Below are 21,479 nucleotides of genomic sequence, written 5' to 3'. Positions count from 1 at the left end.
TTCACGGTGGACATTCCGCTGCCGGGCGAGCTGGGTGAACGGGCGCGTGACCTGCTGGCCGGGCGGCTCGTCCCGGTGACGCCCAGGGCGGCAGCCACGGTCGCCCTGCTGCGGGAGCCCCCTCTGGAGGTCTACCTGCTGCGGCGGGTGGCGACCATGGCCTTCGCGGCCGGCGCCTACGTCTTTCCCGGGGGCTCCGTCGACCCCCGGGACGCCGGCCCCGACATCGGCTGGGCGGGTCCCTCACCCGCCGAGTGGGCGGTGACCCTGAACGCCGACGAAACCACCGCGCGGGGCCTCGTCTGCGCGGCCGTGCGCGAGACGTTCGAGGAGAGCGGCGTGCTGCTGGCCGGTGATCCGGTCGACGACACGACCATGTGGGAGGCCGAGCGGCTGGCGCTGATCAGCCGTGAGCTCTCGTTCGCCGAGTTCCTGGCCGCCAACGGCCTGGTGCTCCGCACCGACCTGCTGAAGCCGTGGGCCCACTGGATCACCCCGGAGATCGAGACCCGCCGCTTCGACACCCGTTTCTTCGTGGCGGCGCTGCCGAAGGGCCAGCGGACCAGGGACGTGGGCGGCGAGGCCGACACCGTCGTCTGGACCCGCCCGGCCGACGCCCTGGCGTCCGAATACTTCCTGATGCCGCCGACGCTGCACACCTTGACCATGCTCGCGGCCTCCGAGACGATCGCCGACGTGTTCGCGGGCGATCCCCACATCACCACGGTCATGCCCGTCCCGGTGGAGAGGGACGGCCGGATGGTCCTGACGACCGAAGGACAGATCTGATGAGCGGCCTCTCGCTACCGATCGACGGCTCCGGCACCACGAGCGCGACCAACGTCCTGGCCCCCAACGCCTCCCCGATGACCCTCGACGGCACCAACACCTGGGTCATCGGCCGGGGCGAGTCGGTCGCGGTGGTCGACCCGGGCCCCGACGACGAGGCCCATCTCCAGACGGTGGTCTCCCGGCTCGGCGGCCGGAGCGTGGAAGTCATCCTGCTCACGCACGGCCATGAGGACCACAGCGGCGGAGCCCGGCGGTTCGCCGAGATGGTGAACTCTGCGGTACGAGCCCTCGACCGCACCCACGTCCTGGGAGAAGAGGGCCTGGAAGACGGCGACGCCCTGACGGCCGGCGGCGTGGAGATCCGGGTGATCGGCACCCCCGGCCACTCGTTCGACTCCCTGTGCTTCTGGCTCCCCGAAGACGGCGCCCTCCTCACGGGAGACACCATCCTGGGCCGGGGCTCGTCGGTGATCGCCCCCGACGGCGACCTGGCCGACTACCTGCGCAGCCTCGACAGACTCAGGGCCATGGCCGAACTCGCCGAGGCCGAGACCCTGCTCCCGGGCCACGGCCCGCTGCTGCCCGACCCGATCGGCAAGCTCGACGAGTACATCACCCACCGCAGGCGGCGCCTCGACCAGATCCGCCAGGCGATCAGGGACGGCGCGAAGGACGCCGGGGAGATCGTGGAGATGGTCTACGCCGAGGTCCCCAGGGAACTGTGGCCCGCGGCCGAGATGTCGGTCGCCGCGCAGCTCAACTACCTGAAGACCCGCTGACCCTGCCGACGGTGAGCACGGCCGACCAGTGGCGGGTGAGCCGGCCGTCCGGCCGTTCGGCGAGGCGGCGGCGGACCTCCCCGTAAAGATGGCGGCGCCGGTCGGGATCCATGGCGATGTGGTCGGAGAAGGTGCCGAGGAGCGCGAGGTACTCCTCCGCCGTGTAGCGCCGGGCCCACACGTGGGGGCGGATCCCGGCCACGGTGAAGAGGCCCGAGGCCTCCATTTCCGCGGCGGTGGGGTCGGGCTGGATCTCCGGTGGTGGCCACGGGCCGTCGTGGCCCTCACCCAGGTCCTCGTAGACGCGCTGGATGTCGAGGAAGAACGGGTCGACGTCCTCGGGGAAGGCGTGGCCCGCGCTCCACACGGCCAGGTGGCCGCCGGGCGCCAGGAGGGAGGCCGCCTTGGTGTACCTGACCTCGGGGTCGATCCACTTCCAGGCCGTGGCGGCGTACACGAGATCGAAGCGGGCGCCCGCCGACGGCCGCCAGTCCTCGAACGAGGAGGTGATCACCGAGACGTCGGGGAAGTCGGCGAGGTGGCGCCGGGCCTCGTCGGCCAGGGCCGGGCCGAGTTCGATCGCGGTGATCGGGAAGCCCATGCGGGCCAGGGGCAGGGTCGCCTTGCCCGGCCCGCAGCCCACTTCGAGCAGGTGCCCGCCGACGCCGGTGATCGCCAGCAGGTCGGAGTAGAGCTCCGCGGGGTAGTCGGGGCGGGCCCGCTGGTAGAGCTCGGCCGCTGAGTCGAAGGTCCGTCTCAGCCGGTCGCGGGACATCAGCGCGAGCGGTTGTAGAGACGCTCCATGTCCATGATGACGACGGCCTTGGCCTCGATGCGGAGCCAGCCGCGGCCGGCGAAGTCGGCCAGGGCCTTGTTCACCGTCTCGCGGGAGGCGCCCACGAGCTGGGCCAGTTCTTCCTGGGTCAGGTCGTGGTGGACGCGGATGCCGTCTTCGACCTTCTGCCCGAAGCGCTCGGCCAGGTCGAGCAGCGCCTTGGCCACGCGGCCCGGCACGTCGGTGAAGACCAGGTCGGCCAGCACGTCGTTGGTGCGCCGCAGCCGCTGGGCCAGGGCCCGGAGCAGGTGGAGGGCCACCTCGGGCCGGCCGGTGAGCCAGGGCCGCAGGTCGTCGTGGGACAGACCGGCCAGCTTCACGTCGGTCAGCGCGATGGCCGAGGCCGTGCGCGGGCGGGGGTCGAACAGCGAGAGCTCGCCGAACATCTCGGACGGCCCCAGGACCGACAGGAGGTTCTCCCGGCCGTCGGACGCGGTGCGGGCCAGCTTGATCTTGCCTTCCAGCACCACGTAGAGGGTGGCGCCGGTCTCGTTCTCGCTGAACAAGGTCTGACCCTTGGTGAGGGTCACTTCGGTGATGCTCGTGCGGAGGGCCGCGGCGCTCTCGCGGTCTAGCGCGGAGAAGAGGGGGGCCCTGCTCAAGACTTCTTCGGTGCTCATGCCTGCCTCCCAACTTCATTCGCGATCGTAGCCATTGTGGCCTATGCCCTGCCTTCTGTATCACCTGGACTGCCAGAAAGCAGACGTCGGACGGCCGCGGCGACGTACCGGGCCCGCTCGTCGGGCGTCACGGTCTCGATCATCGCGGCCGATTCGGGGTTGACGGCGGTCCACACCGAGGCGAGATGGAGCACCAACCCGAGCAGGATGCCGGGCGGGAAGTCGGCAGGGATGACCCCGTCGGCCTGGGCCTTGGCCACGGCCGCGACCTTGGCCCGCATGCTCTCCACCGCCAGCGGCACCGGGGGGTCTCCGGCGCGTTCCAGCCGCTGCCAGGTCGCCAGCCGGGCGATCTGCGGATGGGTCTCATAGCCCCTGGCCAGCGCGGCGGCGTAGCCGGGCAGGTCGTGGACGTCGATCGGCGTCTCCCGTACGACCCGCTCCACGATGGAGTCGAAGACGGCGTCGAAGAGCTGATCCTTGCTGCCGAAGTAGTGGTAGATCTGCGCCTTGTTGGTGCCGGCCACGGCCGCCACGCGGTCGACCCGGGCCCCGGCGATGCCGTATTCGGCGAACTCCTCCAATGCGGCGTCGAGGAGTCGCTGTCGGGTGACGTCGGCTTTCCCAGGCATACCCCAAGACTATTTTCTAACCGGTTAGTTGACAACTTCGGAGACCGCTGCCTAGCGTTTCAACTAACCAGTTAGTCAGAAGGAGCCTCACATGATCTGGTTCGTCACCGGCAGCTCGCGGGGTCTCGGGCGTGAGATCGTCCTGGCCGCGCTCGAACGCGGCGACAGCGTCGCCGCCACCGCCCGCAAGCCCGCCCAGCTCGACGACCTCTCCCAGAAGTACGGCGACCGCCTCCTCGCCCTCCCCCTCGACGTGACCGACCCCGAAGAGGTCGACGACGCCGTGGCGACGGCGGTGGAGGCGTTCGGGCGGCTCGACGTCGTGGTCAACAACGCCGGGTGGGCCGACTTCTCGGCGTTCGAGGACACCGCGATCGACAACTTCCGGGCGCAGGTCGAGACCAACTTCTTCGGCGTCGTCAACGTGACCAAGTCGGTCGTGCCGATCCTGCGCGGGCAGGGGAGCGGCTCGCTGATCAACGTCTCGTCCATCGGCGGGCGCATCGGCAACCCCGGCCTGTCCGCCTACCAGGCCTCCAAATGGGCCGTGAACGGCTTCACCGAGGTCGTCGCGCAGGAACTCGCCCCGCTCGGGATCAGGGTCACCACGGTCGAGCCCGGCGGCATGGTCACCGACTGGGGTGGCTCGTCGATGACCGTCCCGCCGATCTCGGAGCCCTACCGGGCCGTCATCGAGCCCTTCGTGGCGATGCTGAGGTCGGGGCACACACCGCTCGGCGACCCGGCGAAGGTCGCGCAGGTGATCACCCAGATCGCCGACATGGAGGCCCCGCCGGTCAGGCTCCTGCTCGGTTCCGACGCCGTCGCCTACGCCGAGATGACCGCGCGCATCCTCGCGGAACGCGATGTGGCGTACCGGGATCTGAGCCGTTCGACCGACCGCGACGACGCCACCGCCGTGGACCGTGATCCCCTCGGTCAAGCATTCTCCACGAGCGCCGATGGCGGCGCCGCCGAGTGAGGCCGGTCGTGTATCGGTAGCCGGGTGACCGACTCGATGACCATCCGCGACGTCCTCAACGCGACCCGCGAACTGATCGAACCCGCCCACCGGGCCGCGATCGACCGGCTCTCTCCCGAGCTGCGCCACGTCGCGGGCTACCACATCGGCTGGTGGGACGACCAGGGCCGCGAGCTCATCGGCGGTCAGGGGCGGTTCGTGCGGCCCGCGCTGGCGCTGGGGTGCGCGCGGGCGGCCGGGGGACACGCGGCCGACGCCGTGCCGATGGCGGTCGCGACCGAGTTGGTCAACGACTTCTCCCTGCTGCACGACGACGTGATCGACGGCGACGACATCCGGCGCGAGCGCCCGGCCGCCTGGGCCGTCTTCGGGCTCAGCGAGGCCCTGCTGACCGGCGACGCGCTGCTGGCGGTGGCGATGGCGCTGGTCGGCCCGGCGGGGGTGCGCACCCTCGCCGACGCGCTGCTCGACCTGTGTCACGGGCAGGCCAGCGACCTGGCGTTCGTCGAGCGGCCCGAGGTCACCATGGCCGAGGCGATGACCATGGCCGAGAACAAGACAGGCGCGCTGCTCGGCGCCGCCTGCGAACTCGGCGCGCTGGCCGGGGGCGCGGGCGACGTGCGGATCTTCCGGGAGTTCGGCACCCGGCTCGGGCTGGCGTTCCGGCTCACCGACGACGTGCGGCGCCTCGTCGCCGACCTGGGCTGCCGCCGGAAGTCCCTGCCGGTGGTCGCCGCTCTCGAGTCCGGTACGCCTGCCGCGACCGAACTGGCCGCCTCACTCCACGCCGAAGGCGACCCCGAAACCCAGGCCGAGCTGGTGGAGCGGACGGGCGCCCCGGAATGGGCGCTCCGGGAGGCCGACCGTCAGGTCGAGCTCGCTTTCGCGGCGCTCGGCCACGGGGCCACCCCGGAGCTGCGGCTGCTGGCCGATCTCAGCGTGGGCCGAGACCGGTAGGGGCTAGTGGATGCCGGTGCGGACCGAGGTGATCCGTCCGGTGTTGAAGCCCAGCCAGTGCATGCGGCCCATGTAGCGGGCGTGCTCGATCTTCATGCAGCGGTCCATGATCACCGTCAGGCCGCCCTCTTCGGCGATCCTGGCGCCCTCCTCGCTGATGACCCCGAACTGGAGCCACAGCGCCTTGGCGCCGATGGCGACCGCCTCGCGGGCGATGCCGGGGACGGCGTCGGGCGCGCGGAAGACGTTGACCACGTCGATGGGGACGGGGATGTCCGACAGGCTCGGGTAGGAGGTCTCGCCAAGGATCTCCTTCTCGCGCGGGTTGACCGGGAAGACCTGGTAACCGTGGCGCTTGAGGTAGAAGCCGACGAAGTTGCTGGCCCGCAGCTCGTTGCCCGACAGGCCCACGACCGCGACGGTCTTGGCGGTGTTGATCACCCGCTGGATGTCCTGCGGCTCTTGGTAGGTCATGCCTTCTCCACGTGGGCGAAGCCCTGCTCGAGGTCCCAGATCAGGTCGGCGACCGACTCGACGCCGACCGACAGGCGGATGGTGCCGGCCCCGACCCCGGCTGCGGCCAGTTCGGCGTCGCCGAGCTGACGGTGGGTGGTGCTGGCGGGGTGGATGATCAGGCTCTTGGCGTCGCCGACGTTGGCCAGGTGGGACCAGAGCGTGGTGCCGCGGATGAACGCCTGACCGCCGTCACGGCCGCCGGCGCACTCGAAGGAGAACACCGCGCCCGCGCCGCGCGGCAGGTACTTCTCCACCAGCGCCTTGTACCTGCTGTCGGCCAGCCCCGAGTAGGACACGCTGGAGGCCAGCTCGTGGGCCTGGAGGAACTCGGCGACCGCGAGCGCGTTGTCGACGTGGCGGTCCATGCGCAGCGACAGCGTTTCGAGGCCCTGGAGGAACAGGAACGCGTTGAACGGCGACATCGCCGCGCCCAGGTCGCGCAGGGTCTCGGCGCGCAGCTTCATCAGGTAGCCGTATTCGCCGAACGTCTCGTGGAACTTCAGGCCGTGGTAGGCCGGAGACGGGTCGGCGATCACCGGGAAGCGGCCGTTCGAGTAGTCGAACGTGCCGGCCTCGACGACCACGCCGCCGATGCTGGTGCCGTGGCCGCCGATGAACTTGGTCGCCGAATGGACGACGATGTCGGCGCCCCACTCGATCGGGCGGCACAGATAGGGCGTCGCGAACGTGTTGTCGACGATCAGCGGCAGGCCGTTGTCGTGGGCGATGCCCGCGACGGTCTCGATGTCGAGCACGTTGCCGGCCGGGTTGCCGATCGTCTCGCCGTAGAACGCCTTGGTGTTCGGCCGGACCGCGGCGCGCCAGGCGTCGGGGTCGTCGGGGTCGACCCAGGTCAGCTCGACGTTCATCTTGCGGAACAGGTGCTTGAGCTGGTTGACCGTGCCGCCGTAGAGGGCGGAGGAGGACACCACGTGGTCGCCCGGCTCCAGCAGCGTGAACAGCGCCGCGGCCTGGGCGGCGATGCCGCTGGCGAAGGCCACCGCGCCGCTGCCGCCCTCGAGGTTGGCCATCCGCTCCTCGAACACCGCCGTGGTCGGGTTCATGATGCGGGAGTAGGTGTTGCCGTACTCCTGGAGGTTGAAGTAGGCCGCCGCCGACTCGGGGTCTTCGAAGACGTAACTGGTGGTCTGGAAGATGGGCACCGCGCGGGCGCCGGTGTTCGGATCGGGCCGCTGTCCCGCGTGGAGCTGGCGGGTCTCGAACCCGAACTCCCGGGCTTCTTCGGTACGAAATGGTCTGTCGCTCACGAAGCCATCTTCCTCGTCAAGAACTCACGAATGAGAGGGGTCTGCCGTGCTTCCTCCAGCAGGAAGCAGTCATGCCCGTACGGTGCGTCGATGAGGTGGTTCTCCACCGGTTTGCCCAGATTAGTCAGGGCCGTCGCGATCTCGTTCGACGCCTCCGGCGGATAGAGCCAGTCGGAGCTGAACGAGATGAGCAGTGTCCGGGCCTGGATGTTCTCCAGCGCCTTCTCCAGCGAGCCGCCGCCGTGCTCGCGGGCCAGGTCGAAGTAGGTCAGCGCGCGGGAGATGTAGAGGTAGCTGTTGGCGTCGAACCTCTTCACGAACGAGTCGGCCTGGTGGCGCAGGTAGCTCTCGACCTCGAACTCGGGCTCGGTGATCGTGTGGCGGATGTCGTCGGCGAACTGGAGGCGGCGCCCGAACTTGTCGGTCAGGGCCGGGCCCGACAGATAGGTCACGTGGCCGACCATGCGGGCCACGCCCATGCCGGCGTCGGGCTTGCGGCCGGTGCCGTAGTAGTGGCCGACCTGCCAGTCGGGGTCGCGCATGATGGACTCGCGGGCGATCGCGTTCCACGCCAGACCCTGGGGGTGGAGGGCGTGGGTGGAGGCGATGACCACTATGGAGTCGACCTGACCCGGATACTGGACCGCCCATTCGAGGGCCTGCATCCCGCCCAGTGAACCCCCCGCGATCACCGCGAGACGCTCGATTCCGAGCGCGTCGAGGAAGGCGCGTTCGGTGCGGACCATATCGGCCACGGTGACCACCGGGAAGTCGGAGCCATAGGGGCGCCCGGTGGCGGGATCAATGGTGGACGGGCCGGTCGTGCCGCTGCAGCCGCCCAGTAGATTCGTACAGACAACGAAATATTGGTCGGTGTCGAAAGCCTTTCCGGGCCCGATCATCCCGTCCCACCAGCCCAGCCCTTTTCCCTGCGCGCCGTCGCGGTCTTCCGCGCCGAAGCCGTCGCGGGCGCTCGATTCAGGAGCGGTCTTCGCGGAACCCGCCGCATGGGCGTTGCCGCTCAGGGCGTGGCAGACGAGTATCACGTTGTCGCGCTCGGGGGAGAGCGTGCCGTAGGTCTCGTAGGCCACGCGGACGCCGCGCAGTTCCCGCCCGCTGTCGAGGCGTATCGGACCAGCAAGATCGAGGTATTGAGTTTCAACGAAACCTATGGAGCCCATGGGATTCATTGTATTGTTCATTTAACATGTAGGAAATGAGGGGATCATGAACGGAGTCAACGTCGAAGCCCTGCTCGGCGCCCGCGAGGTGCTGAAGGGCGCGCCCGAAGCGGCCCAGTTCACCTGGCGGGCCCGCTCGAAGTGGCAGCACGGCGTCCACAGCACCACGAAGATCGAGAAGTTCTTCGGTCTCGGCGAGGAGCAGAGCCACAAGAACGAGTCGGTCTTCGAGGCCGACCACCCCGCGATCTTCGCCGCGGAGGACAACGGCATCACGCCGATCGAATACCTGCTCGTCGGCCTGGCCTCGTGCCTGACCGCGGGCATCGCCTCGGTCGCGCAGAACCGCGGCATCAAGCTCAACTCGGTCGAGGCCTCCGTCGAGGGCGGCCACGACATCCGCGGCATCCTCGGCGCCGACAGCGACGTGCGCAACGGCTTCAACGACATCAAGGTGACCTTCTCGATCGACGCCGACGCCTCGCAGGCCGACATCGAGGCCCTCGTCGCCCAGTCGCAGAAGCGCTCGGCCGTCTTCGACGCCCTGACCAACCCGACCAACGTGACCGTCGAGGTCGCCTGATCGTGGACGTCACCACAGTCGTCATCGGCGCGGGTCACGCGGGCCTGGCGGCCGGCCATTTCCTGGCGTCCGCGTCGATCGACCACGTGGTGCTCGAACGCGGCGAGGTCGCCAACTCGTGGCGGCGTGAGCGCTGGGACTCCCTGCGCCTGCTGACCCCCAACTGGCTGAGCCGTCTCCCGGGTGCGTCCTACGACGGCCCCGACCCCGACGGCTACGCCGACATGGGCGAGGTCGCCGACCTGCTCGACCGCGCCGCCAAAGACGCCCCGATCCGCACCGGCGTGACCGTCACGTCGGTGCGGCGGACCGGCGACGGCTACGCCGTGACGACCGACTCGGGCGTCCTCCGCGCCCGGACGGTCGTGCTCGCGACCGGCGCCTGCAACGTGGCCTCGGTGCCCGCCCTCGCGGCGGCGGTGCCCGCGTCGATCGAGCAGGTGACGCCGTTCGACTACCGGAACCCCTCCCGGTTGCCGGACGGCGGCGTGCTCGTCGTGGGCGCCTCCGCCACCGGCGTGCAGCTCGCGGCCGAGATCCAGCGCTCGGGCCGCCCGGTCGTGCTCTCGGTGGGGGAGCACGTCCGGATGCCACGCGTGTACGAAGGTCGCGACGTCCTGTGGTGGATGCACCACGCCGGGATCTGGGACCAGCGCCACGACGAACTCGACGACCTGACGAGGGCCCGGCGGCTGCCGTCCCCGCAGCTCGCCGGTTCGTCCACTCTCGACCTGAACGTGCTGACCTCGCTGGGGGTCGAGCTCGTCGGCCGGCTCTCGGCGATCCGGGACGGCGCGGCCCTTTTCTCAGGAGGGCTGCGCAACGTGGCGGCCCTGGCGGACCTCAAGATGAACCGCCTGCTGGCCACGTTCGACGAGTGGGCCGGGACCGCTCCCGGGGAACGGTTCCCGCCCACTCGCATCGCCGACACCACGCGCTGGAAGCTGGACCTGGGCTCGGGGGAGATCCGCTCGATCGTCTGGGCGACCGGGTTCCGGCCCGACTATTCGTGGCTCGACGTACCGGTCGTGGACCCGAAGGGTTCGCTGATCCACGAGGGCGGCGTGGTCGGCGACGGGCTGTTCGCCCTCGGACTGCCGGTGCTGCGCCGCCGCCGGTCGACGTTCCTCTGCGGCATCGAGGACGACGCCCGCGAGGTCATCGACCACCTGCGCCTGCACCTGGCGGGCTAGTCGCGCCAGAACATCAGCGACCGCAGGAAGTCCCACAACGGCTGCTCCGACGGCCACGAGGCGACGACCACCCGCACGGTCCCCGCGTAGTCGCCGCCCCACGCCGCGTGGACGTACCAGCCCTCGGGGATGTTCTCCGGCTGGAGAGGACGGTCGGAGAAGACCCAGTTGCCGCGGTCCCCCTTCGGCTCCAGCTCGTAGTAGGCCTCGACGACGGCATCCCGCTCCCGCGCCAGGAGCCTGAGCTCGGCGACCGTCAGGTTCGTGAGGTCCTCTCCCTCCATGACCTCGCCACGAGCGGCCGGATCGCCGCCGGTCTCATAGCGTTCACCGGGCCGGGCGGGCCGGCCCACGACCAGTTCCACCTGGCTGCGCAGATCGAGGGGGATGCTGACTCCGGCCTTGCACCACGTGTTCCCGCAGTCGCGGCCCTCGATGGCCGTGATCCACTCGCCGCCCCGGGCACCCCTGATCTCGAACGCGTCAGGGCTGTAGTGCACCCCCGCGGTCGGGGAGGAGATGTCGATCACCGTGCCGACCAGGCTCGGCGACGTCGGCACCAGGACCAGGCTCACGTTCAGGCCGTGCGCGGCGAAGTCCTTCTGATACCGCGCGGGGTCGGCGTCCGGATCGACGATGCGGACGTCGATGTGGTCGCCGTTCCTGGCGAAGGCCAGCGCCTTGGCCGGTCCCAAGATGGGCGGCGCTCCCGTGCCGGGCTGGAGCACGATCGCCAGGGCCAGCAGCGTCGCGGTGAGCGCGACCAGTGTCACGGCTCTCCACCGCCGGCGCCTTCTCTCCGGGCGGGGGGTGGTGATGATGTCGTCCAGGACCATCGCCATCGTCGCCGGGTCGGCGTGCACGTCGCGGGCCGGGTCGTGGTCGCGCAGCCTGTTCATCGGACGCTCCTTTCGGGTTCGTCCACGAACAGGTGTCTGAGGCGTCTGCGTAATCGGTGCACGCGCATCGCCGCCGTCGCCCTGGAGCAGCCCACGACCTTGGCGGCCTGGCCCAGGTCGAGGCCCTCCCACGACATCAGCAGCACCAGCTCGCGGTCGCTCTCGCTCAGGTCGTTCAGCGCGGCCAGTGCCGCCTGGCGGCCCGCGACCTCGGTGGCGTGGTCCGCCTCGACTCCGGTCTCCCCGTCGGTCCACGTGTGGCGGCGGTGGGTCCGCCGGATCAGGTTCATCGTCAGGTTCCGGGCGGTCGCGTAGAGCCAGGGGAGGGGCTGGTCGCGGGGCACCCGGTCGTACTTCTCCCAGGCGATCTTGAACGTCTCCGCCGCGATGTCGGCGGCGTCCGCGGGGCCGGCCCGGCGCCAGGCGTAGCGCAGGACCGGCTCGTAGTGCTCCTGGAACATGCGGGTGAAGCTCGCCTCATCGCCCACTCCATCTCCTCTTCAGTGCTGCCACTTACTCGGTAGATGTCGTGAGGTGCGCGATTATCACCCGCATCGGGACGGCGGCGACTCGACCTGCGGTCAGGGGAGATCGGTTCGATCACCTCACGCGGTATCGGCCGCGTGAGGTGGTTTCTAGGCGACGGGCGGGCGGACGAGCTCCCACTTGATCGTGATGACGGTCCGGCCCGACTTGCCGTGCGTGAAGATGCTCAGCGACTTGTCCGGGACGCAGGTGTAGCTGCCCTTACGGGGGATCGCCCCGAGGTCCTCGTTGTGGGCGACGGCCTTGCGGAGCAGGCCGGAGTAGCCCTTGCCGCCTCCGGAGCGCTCCAACCTGGCACCGAAGTTGCCGGTGCGGGGCTTGAGGACGATCTTCCCGCGGGTCTGCTTGCCGTGACCGCCGAAGGTGTACGTGAAGATCTCACGGCCGTCGAGATCGAGGGTGGCGCCGCCGGTCAGGGGTGCGGAGTGGCGGAAGTCGTAGAAGGCGCTGACGTATTTGCCCTCGCGGGTGAAGGTCGCCTTGATGCCGGCGCCGCCCTCCGCGTAGTAGTTGTGCTTCGGGCCGACGACCTTGGCGCTCGCCTTGGTCACCGTCCACGACCCGGCCCAGCACGGTCCCTTGGACGCGGGGGAGGTCGTGGGGGAGGGAGAGGGAGAGGGGGTCGCGTGAGCCGCGGTGGGGGCGGTGAGGAGGCCCGCGGTGAGCGCGAGCGCTCCCAGTAACTTGGACATCGTTCAGCTCTCAGGGATCAGAGGTCTCTCAGGGAACTCCCATAATCGGGCTAATAAATAACAATTCAACCCTTTTCGAGCACTGAAGTAAGTGGCCGCTTGCTCGGCTGCCGCCCCTACGCTTGGGCCATGGCGAAGGAGACTCGGCTCGGGCTGGTGCGGCGGGCCAGGAAGATGAATCGCATCCTGGCCGAGACCTATCCCGACGCCCACTGCGAGCTCAACTTCGCGAACGCGTTCCAGCTGCTCGTGGCCACGGTGCTGTCGGCGCAGACGACCGACGTGCGGGTCAACCTGACCACCCCGGCGCTGTTCGCCAAATATCCGACGCCCGACGACATGGCCGTCGCCGACCCCGAAGACATGGAGGCCATCCTGCGGCCGACCGGGTTCTTCCGGGCCAAGACCAAGTCGGTCATCGGCCTGTCGATCGCCATCCGCGACCGGTTCGGCGGCGAGGTGCCCCGCAAGATGGCCGACCTCGTGACGCTGCCCGGCGTCGGCCGCAAGACCGCCAACGTCGTGCTCGGCAACGCGTTCGGCGTGCCGGGGCTGACCGTCGACACCCACTTCCAGCGGCTCGTGAAACGCTTCGGCTGGATCGAGGGCGAACTCGACCCGGTCAAGATCGAACAGGAGATCGCCCAGCTCATCCCGAAGAACGAGTGGACGGTCTTCTCCCACCGCATCATCTGGCACGGCCGCCGGATCTGCATCGCCCGCAAACCCGCCTGCGGCGCCTGCCCGCTGGCGGCACTCTGCCCCTCTTACGGCACCGGCCCGACCGACCCCGAACTCGCCGCCACACTGGTGCGTTCCGGGCCGTTCTCGTGACGGGAAGCTTCGCGGGGCACGGAAGGTTGCACTGCCTATGACCGACGCACCCGCCTGGATCCTCGATGTCGCCGAGAAGGCCGGGCGGGTTCCGGTCGCCCCCATGATGCGCCCGCCCCTTGACGGTGGCCGGCGGGCCGCCGTGCTGCTGCTGTTCGGCGACGGCCCGGCCGGTCCCGACATCCTGCTCATCCAGCGCAGTTCGCGTGGACGCAACCACGCCGGCCAGCCCGCCTTCCCCGGCGGCGGGCTCGACCCCGACGACGACGGCCCGATCGGCGCCGCCCTCCGCGAGGCGGCAGAGGAGACCGGCGTCGATCCCGAGGGCGTCACGGTCGTCGGCACCATGCCCGAGCTCTATCTCCAGTACAGCGACAACCGCGTCACCCCCGTCATCGGATGGTGGCACACCCCCTGTGCCGTCCACGCCGCCTCGCCCGACGAGGTCGAGTCGGTCGAGCGGGTGCCGATCGCCGAACTGGTCGACCCCGCCAACCGGTTCAAGCTGCGTCATCCGAGTGGTTTCCTGGGCCCCGCGTTCCGGGTGCGCGGCCTGCTGGTCTGGGGCTTCACCGCCGGAGTGCTCGACGGCGTGCTCTCCACCTGTGGCTTCGAGGTCCCGTGGGACCGGTCACGGATCGAGGACCTGCCCCCTGACGTCGTGAACCTCGCCTCCCGTTAGTGCCAGCCCCAGCGTCGCCCAGTCGGCCACGTCGTCGTCGCGGTCGGCCGCCAACCGCCGCAGGGCCGCGACACCCGCCGGGTCGGCCGGGCGGCCGATGACGTTGGGCAGGGCGTAGGCGGCGCCGTACCGGACCGTGGTCTCCGGATGAGACGCGAGCTCGATCACCGAGGGCAGCGCCCGCGGGTCGCGCAGATGGCCGAAAGCGATGAGCACCGAGTAGAGCACGCGGGTCTCGGTCTCGCTCGCGGCCAGGAATCGGAGCACCGGCAGGGTCTTGTCGGCGAACGGGCGGTCACGCCCGAGCTCCCCCAGAATGTCGACTCCGAGAACTCTCTCCGCCGCCGTGTCGGCGGCGCACAGGCGTCGTGCGGCGGTGAAGGTCTCCAGGTCACCGCGTTCCTGCAGGGCCGCGATGGCGTCCCAGCGGGTCGGGCCGTCCGGGTCTCCGTCGGCCAGTGCTGTTTGGATCAGTTCCTCAACAGGGTCCCCCATGGCGTCACGATATCGAGTGGACTGCGGAGAACCCGTGCACGAGACCGCGCGTGGCTGGATACGGTTAAGGGTGGTGGCCGGGCCGGGTGGCGATAGAGGTGGAATACAGGCGTGCAAGGCGATCTGCTCGACCTCATCCTGATCGGCCTGATCCTGGCCTTCGCGGTGTCCGGTTACCGCCAGGGTTTCATCATCGGGGCGTTCAGTTTCGTGGGGTTCGCCGGTGGCGCGCTGGTCGGCATGTTCATCGCCCCGCCCATCGCCGGAGCGCTCGTCAACGGTGAGACCGAACGCGCCCTGCTCGCCATAGTCATCGTGTTCCTGGCCGCGACGGTCGGCCAGTTCGCGTCGTCGACCATCGGTGCGGTGGTCCGGTCCCACGTAACGTGGGAACCCGCCCGCCTCATCGACGCCTTCGGCGGCTCCCTGGCCAGCGGACTGTCGGTGCTGGTGTTCGCCTGGCTGATCGGGTCGCTCGTCATCTCGATGAACTTCCCGATGCCGAAACAGCAGGTCAACGACTCGCTGCTGCTGAAGACGGTCGACCAGGCGATGCCCGAGGCCGCCCGCGACCTCACGCGCGGCTTCCGCGATTTCGTCGACGCCTCACCTTGGCCCGAGGTCTTCGCCGACATCGGCGGCGCCCAGTTCGTCGACGTCCCGGCCCCCGACGAGAGCATCATCGACGACCCGAAGCTCAAGCGGGCGCGCAGCGCGATCGTGAAGGTGCAGGGCACCGCCCCGACGTGCCGCAAGCGCATCGAGGGCACCGGTTTCGTCTACGCCCCCCACCGCATCATGACCAACGCCCACGTCGTGGCGGGTGTGTCGCAGGACCTCCGGGTGACCGACCTCGACGGCGTCAGCCACGACGCCCGGGTCGTGCTCTACAACCCCGACCGCGACATCGCGGTCCTCTACGTCGAGTCGCTCGACCTCAACCCGCTGAAGTTCGACATGGACGCCGAGTCGAAAGACGACGCCATCATCGCGGGCTACCCGAAGGGCCACGGCTTCACCATCAAGCCGGCCCGCATCCGGGTGAAGCAGCCGGCCGAGTCCTACGACATCTACAACCGCCACACCGTCGACCGCGAGGTCTACGCCATCCGCGGCGAAGTGCAGCCCGGCAACTCCGGCGGCCCGCTGCTGGCCCCTGACGGCCGCGTGTTCGGCGTGATCTTCGCCGCCGCCACCGACCAGAAGGACACGGGCTACGCGCTCACCGCCGAAGAGGTCCGCACCGACGCGGAAGACGGCAGCGCGGCCATCGCCCGGGTCGACACGCAAGAGTGCGACTAGTCGGCTGAGGTGACCACCGCGTCTCCCGTTCGGCTGCGGTAGTAGAGCACCGACTTGCCCGCTCTCCTGCGTTCGACCAGCCCCGCGTCCAGGAGCACTTTCAGGTGGCGGCCGACCGAGCCGAGGCCCTGGCCGGTCAGCGCGACGAGCTGGGTCGTGCTCTTGGGTGTGTCGAGCAGCACGAGCACCGTCGCCCGCGCGTTCCCCAGCAGCCGCCCGAGGGGGCCGGAGACCTCGCGGACGTCGGTCAGCACCCCCGAGGCCGGATATATCACCGCATAGCGGTGTGGCTGGTCCCAGGTCACCCACTGGTGCCGGGGCGTGACCGGGACGAACATCAGGCGGGCCGCCGCCAGGTCCTTGGGCGGGTTGCTGGTCGTGTTGATCTGGAGGCGGCTCTCGCCGAGCCAGCGCATGCCCGGCCGCATGTCGTTGAGCGCCGCCTCCCAGCCACCCATGCTGAGCCTGCCGATGCGGCCGATGATGTCGGCTTCGAGGACCCGCCTGCGCCGGTCCCACGTGGGCTCGACGGCCTCCGTCCACACCCATTCGAGCAGGTCGGCGGCGCGTTCGGCCAGGTCGGAACGGCGGAGCGGGCCGGGCAGCATCCTGCCCAGGGAGATCTCGAGGTCGGCGTACACCACCTCTGCCGGGGTGTTCCGCACGATCGCCACCTCGTCGGCGAAGGTCGGCTCACCCGCGCCGGCCGGGGCCGGGACGAGGAAGTCGGCGATCCACTCGGCCCCGCTCGCGGCGCGGATCAGGAGTTCGTCGAGGGGGTCGCGGGTGAGGCGGGTCCTGAAGCGGTCGGCGTGTTCGTTCCACCAGTGGGCTTCGCCGGGGTGCGCGGGGAGGGCGTGGCCGAGCGCGAACATGCACGCGGTGGTCTCGGCGAGCGGTGAGACCACGAACCTGCTCCCGGCCAACGTGTCGGCGCTGACCTGCCACCAGCCCATTTCCGCCTCCTGTTCTGTTTTCGCGTCCGGCGTCGTGGACATCGGGGCCGCCCGGGATGCGGGCGGTCGAGCCGGTTGCCGGGGGTGGCTGAGCGGGGGTGACGCGCAGCCCGCTATCAGCCTGTATTTCATTTCTCGTGGTGAGATGCCGGTCTTGGCCGCATAACGGCCCGGCCCTCTCGGCGGCAGCCCTTCTGGCGTGGGTCGTTTCGCGTCCTGGCGAAACAATACCGGCTCTGACCTGGGGTGATGGAATGTGAGCCCTATGCGTACATATCGGGAGTTGTTTGCCACCAAGGAGTTTGCGCCGCTGTTCGCGACGTCCACTCTGCAGGTCGTGGGCTCCACGATCGGCAGCCTCGCGCTGGGGACGCTCGTCTTCGAGGCGACCGGATCGCCGCTGCTCTCGGCGCTCGCGATGTTCGGGCCGCCGCTCGCGCAGGTCGTCGGGGCGACTCTGCTGATGTCGGCGGCCGACCGGCTGCCACCCCGGATGGCGCTCACGGGGCTGGCGGTCGTCTTCGCGGCCGGTGCGGCGGCGCAGGCCATCCCCGATCTGCCCATCGCCGCCAGGTTCGCCATCCTCATCGTGATCGGCGTGATCGCTTCGGTCGGTGGCGGGGTGCGGGGCGGGCTGCTCAACGAGATCCTCTCCCGGGACGGCTTCCTCCTCGGCCGGTCCGTGCTCAACATGACCGTCGGGGCCTCCCAGATCGCCGGGTTCGCCACCGGGGGACTGCTGGTCACCCTGCTCACGCCCACCCAGACGCTCCTCATCAGCGCGGCCCTGGAACTCACCGCCGCGCTGGTCGGGCGGCTGGGCCTGTCGAAGCGGCCACCACGCGCCTCGGGGCGGCCGACGGTGACGCAGACGTGGCGGGGGAACTCGCGGCTGTGGGCGTCCAGGCCGAGGAGGTATGTCTTCCTGGCCCTCTGGATCCCGAACGGGCTGATCGTGGGGTGCGAATCGATCTTCGTCTCGTACGACCCCGGCGGCGCCGGAATCCTCTTCGCCTTCGCCGCCTTCGGCATGCTGATCGGCGACACCCTCGTCGGCCGGTTCGTCCCGGCGGCGTGGCGCCAGCGCCTGGGCGCCCCGATGCGCCTCCTCCTGGCCGCGCCTTATCTGGTCTTCTTCACCGACCCACCGGTCGGGGTGGCGATCGCCGCGGTGACGGTGGCCTCGATCGGGTACGCCGCCAGTCTCCTCCTCCAGGAACGCCTGATGGCCCTGACCCCCGACGACCTCAGCGGCCACGCCCTCGGCCTGAACGGCTCGGGGATGATGGTCATGCAGGGCGTCGGAGCGGCGGTCGCGGGCTCGGTCGCCCAGTTCACCAGCCCGGCGACCGCGATGACGGTCATGGCCGTCGCCTCGGTAGCGGTGACCCTGGCCCTGGCCCCGGGCCTACGCCCCGGCCCGGCCTTGGAACCGGAGATCTCCGCCTAGACCGGGCCCTTGCCGTGGACCCATGCTCGCGATCGGCTTCGGGCGGTGATCGCCGGATCGCGGGCGCGGCGGTCGGGGTTCGCGATCCCGCAAGAACGGCCAAGACCACGCGTCAGCAGGTGGCGTTGGGTTTGCGGCTCCACTGGGGGTGTCGACCTTCTCCGGCAGGTAACGGGATCACGTTCCGTGGGAGGTGGCCTTCAGGGCTTCCAGGAGGTCGTTGATCGATTGGGCTCGGGCGGCTGAGGCGGCGTCGATTCCGTAGGGGCGGCCCTCGACTGCCGACAGGCGCCCTGCTCCGCGTTCGAGTAGGGTCTCCGCGCCCTTCGCGTTTCCCCGTTGCAGGTGGGTCAGGCCGACGCAGATCTGGGCCAGGCCCTGCCATAGCTCCCGTTCGGGCGCGGGGCAGCATTTCCAGCGGCCCTCGAAGATCTCGTGGGCGTGGAACGGGCGGTCGAGGTGGAGCATCTCGACGCCGTCGGTCAGGGCTTGCTCCGCCGTCGGGGCGTAGTCGTCGGGGACCCGCGGGACGCCTTCGGCTCCGTGGGGCAGGGGGCGGCCGTAGGCGTCTCGGGGGCGGGCGTTGCGGGCGCGGCCCGCGTCGTCGCGGTCGCGGGTCATCGGTCGGGCTCGGGGTCGGCCAGCCAGGAGAGCAGTTCGGCGTTGAAGACGTCGGGGCGCTCTTCGTGGGGGAAGTGGCCCGTGCCCTCGATCAGGCGCCAGCGGTAGGGGGCGGCGACGAACTTGCCCGATCCCTGGGCGGTGCGGGGCAGCATGCACGTGTCGAGGGCGCCGTGCAGTTGCAGGGTCGGGGCCTCGACCTCGGTGCGCATCTGGCGGGCGTAGCGGCGGCCGTCGGGGCGCAGCTGTGACCGGGCGAACCAGCGGTGGTATTCCAGGGCGCAGTGCGCGGACGCCGGGATCTGGAAGACGTCCTGATAGACGGGGTTGAGCTCTTCGGAGGGCCACGACGGGCCCGACCACTCGTCGAGCAGGCGGCCGACCTTGGCCGCGTTCTTACGGGTCAGGCGGTGTTCGGGCCAGAGCGGGACCTGGAAGCCGAACGCGTGACCGCTGGCCCGTAGCTGCCGTGGGTCGGTCAGCAGCGCGGTGCGCAGCCGCAGCGGGTGTGGGGCCGACACGGCGACCAGGCGGCGCACGAACTTGGCGTCGCGGGCGGCCATGGTCCAGCCCGTCCAGCCGCCCCAGCCGTGGCCGACGACGATGGCGCCGGTCTCGCCCATGGCCCTGATCAGGCCGGCGGCGTCGCCGGCCAGGGTCGGCAGGTCGTATCCCCGGGGCGGCTTGTCGCTGGCGCCGTAGCCCCGGAGATCGACCGCGACCGCACGGTAACCGGCCGCGGGCAGCGCTTCGAGCTGGTGCCGCCAGGTCCACCAGAACTGCGGGAAACCGTGCAGCAGCAGGACGAGCGGGCCCTCACCGGCCTCCACGACGTGGAAGCGGGTGCCCCCGGCGTGGATCCAGCGGTGTTCCCACGGGCCGTCGGCCCGGACCAGCTGGTTCTCCTCCGGGGCCTGTTTCATGGCGCGATCGTGACGCGGTCGGCGCCATCACTCTTCTCGATGACCGGTGTGGGACGGACCGTCTCGTCGGTGGACTTGAGGCTCTGGAGCGAACGCTTGGTGCGTTTGAAACCGTTGAGCCCCTGCAGGCGCCGGTAGCCGACGAAGCCGAGCACCCCGGCCGTCACCAGGTAGAACACGGTGACGATCAGGAACGACAGCCAGGTCGACAGGCCGACGGCGTCGTGCAGGACGTAGGCGATCGTGAACGAGGCCAGGATCAGGACGAGGTGGAGGGTGAACGCGGCGGCGGCGAACAGGCCGGTGGCCATGCCCACGCGCTTCGCGTCGAACTTGAGCTCGCTCTTGGCGAGTTCGATCTCCGCCCGTACGAGGTTGGAAATATGGGTGCTCGCCTCGGCGACCAGAGCGCCGAGCGATTCGTCCTCGCGCATCAGGGATCTCCTATTCTGCGGACTATCAAATATCATCTCGTGCTCTCACCCGTACGCGGATTCTGACCAGCACCGCGGCCAGCAACGATGCGATGACGCTTGCCATCAGCACCGCCGTGGTGACACCGGCGTCGCCCCGGAAGGCGCGGTCGCCGATGAGCAGCGAGACGGTGAAGCCGATCCCGGCGAGGACCGACACGGCCGCGATGTCACGCCAGACCAGCTCTGAGCTGATCCGGGCGAATCCCAGTCGTGCCGCGAGCCACGCCCCGCCGAACACACCGACGAACTTCCCGACGACGAGCCCGAGAAGCACGCCAAGGGCGATTCTGTCGGTGAAAACGCCTTCGAGGGCGCTCAAGCTGAGCGGAACCCCGGCGGCGAGGAAGGCGAAGACCGGCACCGCGAACCCCGCCGAGATGGGCCTGGCCACATGGTCGGCCCTGGCGGCGGGAGAAGGATCACCGTCGACGCTCATGAGCAGCCCGCAGGCCACCCCCGCGACGGTCGGATGGATGCCCGCCTCGTGCAGCAGCACCCAGGCCGCGACGCCGAGAAGGACGTACAGAAAAGCGGGTCTGACCCGGCGCCGCTGGAGCAGGCCGAAGACGGCGAGCACCACGACGGCGGCCAGGAGCGGCAGGAAGGACAGTTTCTCGCTGTAGAACACGGCGATCACGATGATCGCGCCGAGGTCGTCGACCACGGCCAGGGTCAGCAGGAACGCGCGCAGCGCCACCGGCAGCGCCGACGCGGTCACGGCCAGCACGGCCAGCGCGAACGCGATGTCGGTCGCCGTCGGAATCGCCCACCCCCGTGTGGCGTTCGGCACCCCCCAGCTCACCCCCACGTAGATCAGCGCCGGCACTGCCATCCCGGCCAGAGCGGCCACGACCGGCAGGATCGCGTCGCGGAACCGGGACAGTTCCCCGTGGACGAACTCCTCCTTCAGCTCCACTCCGGCGACGAAGAAGAAGATCGCCAGCAGCCCGTCGGCCGCCCATTCGTACAGCGTGAGGTGGAGCGGGCCCGGCACGGTGATCGTCCGGAGCGCCTCATAGGCTCCCGACCAGGGCGAATTCGCCCAGATCAGTGCCAGGACGGTGGCGATCAGCATGATCACGCCACCGATGGTCTCGGTCCGTAGCGCTTCTGCGACCTGCGCGGCGTAGCGGACTCGGCGCACTGCTCCCCCTCAGGTGGTCAGGGAAGGATGCCCGGACGATCCCCCCAGAAATCGCCGACCAGACTTCCCGGCACACCTGATGGCCACTGTACCCAGCGGCGAACGATCACAGCCGGGGCGG

General features: G+C 70.0%; 25 protein-coding genes. 10 read left to right on the top strand and 15 right to left on the bottom strand.

The genetic code is table 11. From position 1 onward, the window contains the following. Positions 1-6: 6 nt before the first annotated feature. Both ACYQ78_RS12190 and ACYQ78_RS12185 read left to right on the top strand, forming a co-directional pair. Positions 7-789 carry an NUDIX hydrolase gene (locus ACYQ78_RS12190; protein WP_459800902.1) on the top strand — a complete coding sequence of 261 codons (783 nt, stop codon included), beginning with the start codon at positions 7-9 and terminating at the stop codon, positions 787-789. After that, positions 789-1,571, top strand: a complete 783-nt coding sequence (locus ACYQ78_RS12185; RefSeq protein WP_459800901.1) for an MBL fold metallo-hydrolase — start codon at positions 789-791, stop codon at positions 1,569-1,571. Before ACYQ78_RS12190 ends, ACYQ78_RS12185 begins: the two co-directional genes overlap by 1 nt. Here the strand turns inward: ACYQ78_RS12185 and ACYQ78_RS12180 are convergent. From ACYQ78_RS12180 to ACYQ78_RS12170, 3 genes are read right to left on the bottom strand one after another with little or no spacing between them, the layout of a single operon-like run. Continuing rightward, positions 1,549-2,346, bottom strand: coding sequence for a class I SAM-dependent methyltransferase (locus tag ACYQ78_RS12180; RefSeq protein WP_459800900.1), 798 nt, complete (start codon positions 2,344-2,346; stop codon positions 1,549-1,551). The genes ACYQ78_RS12185 and ACYQ78_RS12180 overlap by 23 nt on opposite strands. Next, a complete protein-coding gene (locus ACYQ78_RS12175) occupies positions 2,346-3,026 on the bottom strand; it encodes a Crp/Fnr family transcriptional regulator (RefSeq protein WP_066360764.1) in 681 nt (226 codons plus the stop codon). Before ACYQ78_RS12175 ends, ACYQ78_RS12180 begins: the two co-directional genes overlap by 1 nt. A 41-nt stretch (positions 3,027-3,067) precedes the next feature. Next, positions 3,068-3,658 carry a TetR family transcriptional regulator gene (locus ACYQ78_RS12170; protein ID WP_459800899.1) on the bottom strand — a complete coding sequence of 197 codons (591 nt, stop codon included), beginning with the start codon at positions 3,656-3,658 and terminating at the stop codon, positions 3,068-3,070. 91 nt (positions 3,659-3,749) lie between these two features. Between ACYQ78_RS12170 and ACYQ78_RS12165 the strand changes: the two genes are divergently transcribed. Further along, a complete protein-coding gene (locus ACYQ78_RS12165) occupies positions 3,750-4,640 on the top strand; it encodes an SDR family NAD(P)-dependent oxidoreductase (RefSeq protein WP_459800898.1) in 891 nt (296 codons plus the stop codon). Between the two features lie 24 nt (positions 4,641-4,664). Further along, entirely contained in the window at positions 4,665-5,597 is a 933-nt protein-coding gene (locus ACYQ78_RS12160) for a polyprenyl synthetase family protein (RefSeq protein WP_459800897.1), read from the top strand. A 3-nt stretch (positions 5,598-5,600) separates the two neighbouring features. Here the strand turns inward: ACYQ78_RS12160 and ACYQ78_RS12155 are convergent, their stop codons facing one another. The 3 genes from ACYQ78_RS12155 to metX are packed head-to-tail and all read right to left on the bottom strand — an operon-like array spanning position 5,601 to position 8,562. Next, positions 5,601-6,071: a CoA-binding protein gene (locus ACYQ78_RS12155; protein ID WP_459800896.1), complete on the bottom strand. Its 471-nt coding sequence runs from the start codon at positions 6,069-6,071 to the stop codon at positions 5,601-5,603. Then, entirely contained in the window at positions 6,068-7,381 is a 1,314-nt protein-coding gene (locus tag ACYQ78_RS12150) for an O-acetylhomoserine aminocarboxypropyltransferase/cysteine synthase family protein (RefSeq protein ID WP_459800895.1), read from the bottom strand. The genes ACYQ78_RS12155 and ACYQ78_RS12150 overlap by 4 nt, the downstream gene beginning before the upstream one ends. After that, on the bottom strand, positions 7,378-8,562 hold the full coding sequence (gene metX / locus ACYQ78_RS12145; protein ID WP_459800894.1) for a homoserine O-acetyltransferase MetX: 1,185 nt from the start codon (positions 8,560-8,562) through the stop codon (positions 7,378-7,380). Before metX ends, ACYQ78_RS12150 begins: the two co-directional genes overlap by 4 nt. 46 nt (positions 8,563-8,608) lie before the next feature. On the opposite strand from metX, the gene ACYQ78_RS12140 reads away from it, so the two are divergent. Further along, positions 8,609-9,145 (top strand): OsmC family protein, encoded by a 537-nt coding sequence (locus tag ACYQ78_RS12140; RefSeq protein WP_459800893.1) that lies wholly within the window; start codon positions 8,609-8,611, stop codon positions 9,143-9,145. 2 nt (positions 9,146-9,147) lie between these two features. Then, complete coding sequence (locus ACYQ78_RS12135; protein WP_459800892.1) at positions 9,148-10,338, top strand: NAD(P)-binding domain-containing protein; 1,191 nt, start codon at positions 9,148-9,150, stop codon at positions 10,336-10,338. On the opposite strand, the gene ACYQ78_RS12130 is transcribed toward ACYQ78_RS12135, so the two are convergent. The 3 genes from ACYQ78_RS12130 to ACYQ78_RS12120 all read right to left on the bottom strand — a co-directional run bounded on the left by ACYQ78_RS12130 (position 10,335) and on the right by ACYQ78_RS12120 (position 12,475). After that, on the bottom strand, positions 10,335-11,237 hold the full coding sequence (locus ACYQ78_RS12130) for a hypothetical protein (protein ID WP_459800891.1): 903 nt from the start codon (positions 11,235-11,237) through the stop codon (positions 10,335-10,337). The two genes, ACYQ78_RS12135 and ACYQ78_RS12130, sit on opposite strands and share 4 nt — an antisense overlap. Further along, complete coding sequence (locus ACYQ78_RS12125; RefSeq protein WP_459800890.1) at positions 11,234-11,725, bottom strand: RNA polymerase sigma factor; 492 nt, start codon at positions 11,723-11,725, stop codon at positions 11,234-11,236. The genes ACYQ78_RS12130 and ACYQ78_RS12125 overlap by 4 nt, the downstream gene beginning before the upstream one ends. A 147-nt stretch (positions 11,726-11,872) precedes the next feature. Beyond that, complete coding sequence (locus tag ACYQ78_RS12120; RefSeq protein ID WP_459800889.1) at positions 11,873-12,475, bottom strand: hypothetical protein; 603 nt, start codon at positions 12,473-12,475, stop codon at positions 11,873-11,875. Positions 12,476-12,604: 129 nt separating this feature from the next. Here ACYQ78_RS12120 and nth point away from each other — a divergent pair, with 129 nt between their 5' ends. Both nth and ACYQ78_RS12110 read left to right on the top strand, forming a co-directional pair. Further along, positions 12,605-13,309 carry an endonuclease III gene (gene nth / locus ACYQ78_RS12115; protein WP_459800888.1) on the top strand — a complete coding sequence of 235 codons (705 nt, stop codon included), beginning with the start codon at positions 12,605-12,607 and terminating at the stop codon, positions 13,307-13,309. 37 nt (positions 13,310-13,346) lie between these two features. Continuing rightward, positions 13,347-13,991: an NUDIX hydrolase gene (locus ACYQ78_RS12110; RefSeq protein ID WP_459800887.1), complete on the top strand. Its 645-nt coding sequence runs from the start codon at positions 13,347-13,349 to the stop codon at positions 13,989-13,991. Here ACYQ78_RS12110 and ACYQ78_RS12105 read toward each other — a convergent pair. Beyond that, complete coding sequence (locus ACYQ78_RS12105) at positions 13,941-14,486, bottom strand: HEAT repeat domain-containing protein (protein WP_459800886.1); 546 nt, start codon at positions 14,484-14,486, stop codon at positions 13,941-13,943. The genes ACYQ78_RS12110 and ACYQ78_RS12105 overlap by 51 nt on opposite strands. A 111-nt stretch (positions 14,487-14,597) precedes the next feature. Between ACYQ78_RS12105 and ACYQ78_RS12100 the strand changes: the two genes are divergently transcribed. Beyond that, positions 14,598-15,788: a MarP family serine protease gene (locus ACYQ78_RS12100; RefSeq protein WP_459800885.1), complete on the top strand. Its 1,191-nt coding sequence runs from the start codon at positions 14,598-14,600 to the stop codon at positions 15,786-15,788. On the opposite strand, the gene ACYQ78_RS12095 is transcribed toward ACYQ78_RS12100, so the two are convergent. Beyond that, positions 15,785-16,786, bottom strand: a complete 1,002-nt coding sequence (locus ACYQ78_RS12095) for an ArsR family transcriptional regulator (protein WP_459800884.1) — start codon at positions 16,784-16,786, stop codon at positions 15,785-15,787. The two genes, ACYQ78_RS12100 and ACYQ78_RS12095, sit on opposite strands and share 4 nt — an antisense overlap. Positions 16,787-17,081: 295 nt before the next feature. Here ACYQ78_RS12095 and ACYQ78_RS12090 point away from each other — a divergent pair, with 295 nt between their 5' ends. Further along, on the top strand, positions 17,082-18,194 hold the full coding sequence (locus tag ACYQ78_RS12090) for an MFS transporter (RefSeq protein ID WP_459800883.1): 1,113 nt from the start codon (positions 17,082-17,084) through the stop codon (positions 18,192-18,194). Between the two features lie 177 nt (positions 18,195-18,371). Here the strand turns inward: ACYQ78_RS12090 and ACYQ78_RS12085 are convergent, their stop codons facing one another. Genes ACYQ78_RS12085 through nhaA form a run of 4 tightly spaced genes read right to left on the bottom strand, consistent with a single transcriptional unit; the run spans position 18,372 to position 21,358 of the window. Then, positions 18,372-18,815 carry a DUF309 domain-containing protein gene (locus tag ACYQ78_RS12085; RefSeq protein WP_459800882.1) on the bottom strand — a complete coding sequence of 148 codons (444 nt, stop codon included), beginning with the start codon at positions 18,813-18,815 and terminating at the stop codon, positions 18,372-18,374. Continuing rightward, positions 18,812-19,738, bottom strand: a complete 927-nt coding sequence (locus ACYQ78_RS12080; RefSeq protein ID WP_459800881.1) for an alpha/beta fold hydrolase — start codon at positions 19,736-19,738, stop codon at positions 18,812-18,814. Before ACYQ78_RS12080 ends, ACYQ78_RS12085 begins: the two co-directional genes overlap by 4 nt. Further along, a complete protein-coding gene (locus tag ACYQ78_RS12075; protein ID WP_459800880.1) occupies positions 19,735-20,172 on the bottom strand; it encodes a phage holin family protein in 438 nt (145 codons plus the stop codon). Before ACYQ78_RS12075 ends, ACYQ78_RS12080 begins: the two co-directional genes overlap by 4 nt. Before the next feature lie 25 nt (positions 20,173-20,197). Next, complete coding sequence (gene nhaA, locus ACYQ78_RS12070; protein WP_459800879.1) at positions 20,198-21,358, bottom strand: Na+/H+ antiporter NhaA; 1,161 nt, start codon at positions 21,356-21,358, stop codon at positions 20,198-20,200. Positions 21,359-21,479 lie beyond the last annotated feature (121 nt).

The sequence above is a fragment of the Herbidospora sp. RD11066 genome, from assembly GCF_054661255.1.
The sequence above is the reverse complement of the archived record's forward strand: the minus strand, read 5'-3'. Positions and strand labels throughout refer to the sequence as shown.

What these genes read in the sequence shown, in the direction of transcription:
- ACYQ78_RS12185 (WP_459800901.1), top strand. Translation starts at nt 789, where the DNA reads ATGAGCGGCCTCTCGCTACCGATCGACGGCTCCGGCACCACGAGCGCG.
- ACYQ78_RS12180 (WP_459800900.1), bottom strand. Translation starts at nt 2,346, where the DNA reads ATGTCCCGCGACCGGCTGAGACGGACCTTCGACTCAGCGGCCGAGCTC.
- ACYQ78_RS12175 (WP_066360764.1), bottom strand. Translation starts at nt 3,026, where the DNA reads ATGAGCACCGAAGAAGTCTTGAGCAGGGCCCCCCTCTTCTCCGCGCTA.
- ACYQ78_RS12170 (WP_459800899.1), bottom strand. Translation starts at nt 3,658, where the DNA reads ATGCCTGGGAAAGCCGACGTCACCCGACAGCGACTCCTCGACGCCGCA.
- ACYQ78_RS12165 (WP_459800898.1), top strand. Translation starts at nt 3,750, where the DNA reads ATGATCTGGTTCGTCACCGGCAGCTCGCGGGGTCTCGGGCGTGAGATC.
- ACYQ78_RS12155 (WP_459800896.1), bottom strand. Translation starts at nt 6,071, where the DNA reads ATGACCTACCAAGAGCCGCAGGACATCCAGCGGGTGATCAACACCGCC.
- metX (WP_459800894.1), bottom strand. Translation starts at nt 8,562, where the DNA reads ATGGGCTCCATAGGTTTCGTTGAAACTCAATACCTCGATCTTGCTGGT.
- ACYQ78_RS12140 (WP_459800893.1), top strand. Translation starts at nt 8,609, where the DNA reads ATGAACGGAGTCAACGTCGAAGCCCTGCTCGGCGCCCGCGAGGTGCTG.
- ACYQ78_RS12130 (WP_459800891.1), bottom strand. Translation starts at nt 11,237, where the DNA reads ATGAACAGGCTGCGCGACCACGACCCGGCCCGCGACGTGCACGCCGAC.
- ACYQ78_RS12120 (WP_459800889.1), bottom strand. Translation starts at nt 12,475, where the DNA reads ATGTCCAAGTTACTGGGAGCGCTCGCGCTCACCGCGGGCCTCCTCACC.
- nth (WP_459800888.1), top strand. Translation starts at nt 12,605, where the DNA reads ATGGCGAAGGAGACTCGGCTCGGGCTGGTGCGGCGGGCCAGGAAGATG.
- ACYQ78_RS12110 (WP_459800887.1), top strand. Translation starts at nt 13,347, where the DNA reads ATGACCGACGCACCCGCCTGGATCCTCGATGTCGCCGAGAAGGCCGGG.
- ACYQ78_RS12105 (WP_459800886.1), bottom strand. Translation starts at nt 14,486, where the DNA reads ATGGGGGACCCTGTTGAGGAACTGATCCAAACAGCACTGGCCGACGGA.
- ACYQ78_RS12095 (WP_459800884.1), bottom strand. Translation starts at nt 16,786, where the DNA reads ATGTCCACGACGCCGGACGCGAAAACAGAACAGGAGGCGGAAATGGGC.
- ACYQ78_RS12085 (WP_459800882.1), bottom strand. Translation starts at nt 18,815, where the DNA reads ATGACCCGCGACCGCGACGACGCGGGCCGCGCCCGCAACGCCCGCCCC.
- ACYQ78_RS12080 (WP_459800881.1), bottom strand. Translation starts at nt 19,738, where the DNA reads ATGAAACAGGCCCCGGAGGAGAACCAGCTGGTCCGGGCCGACGGCCCG.
- ACYQ78_RS12075 (WP_459800880.1), bottom strand. Translation starts at nt 20,172, where the DNA reads ATGCGCGAGGACGAATCGCTCGGCGCTCTGGTCGCCGAGGCGAGCACC.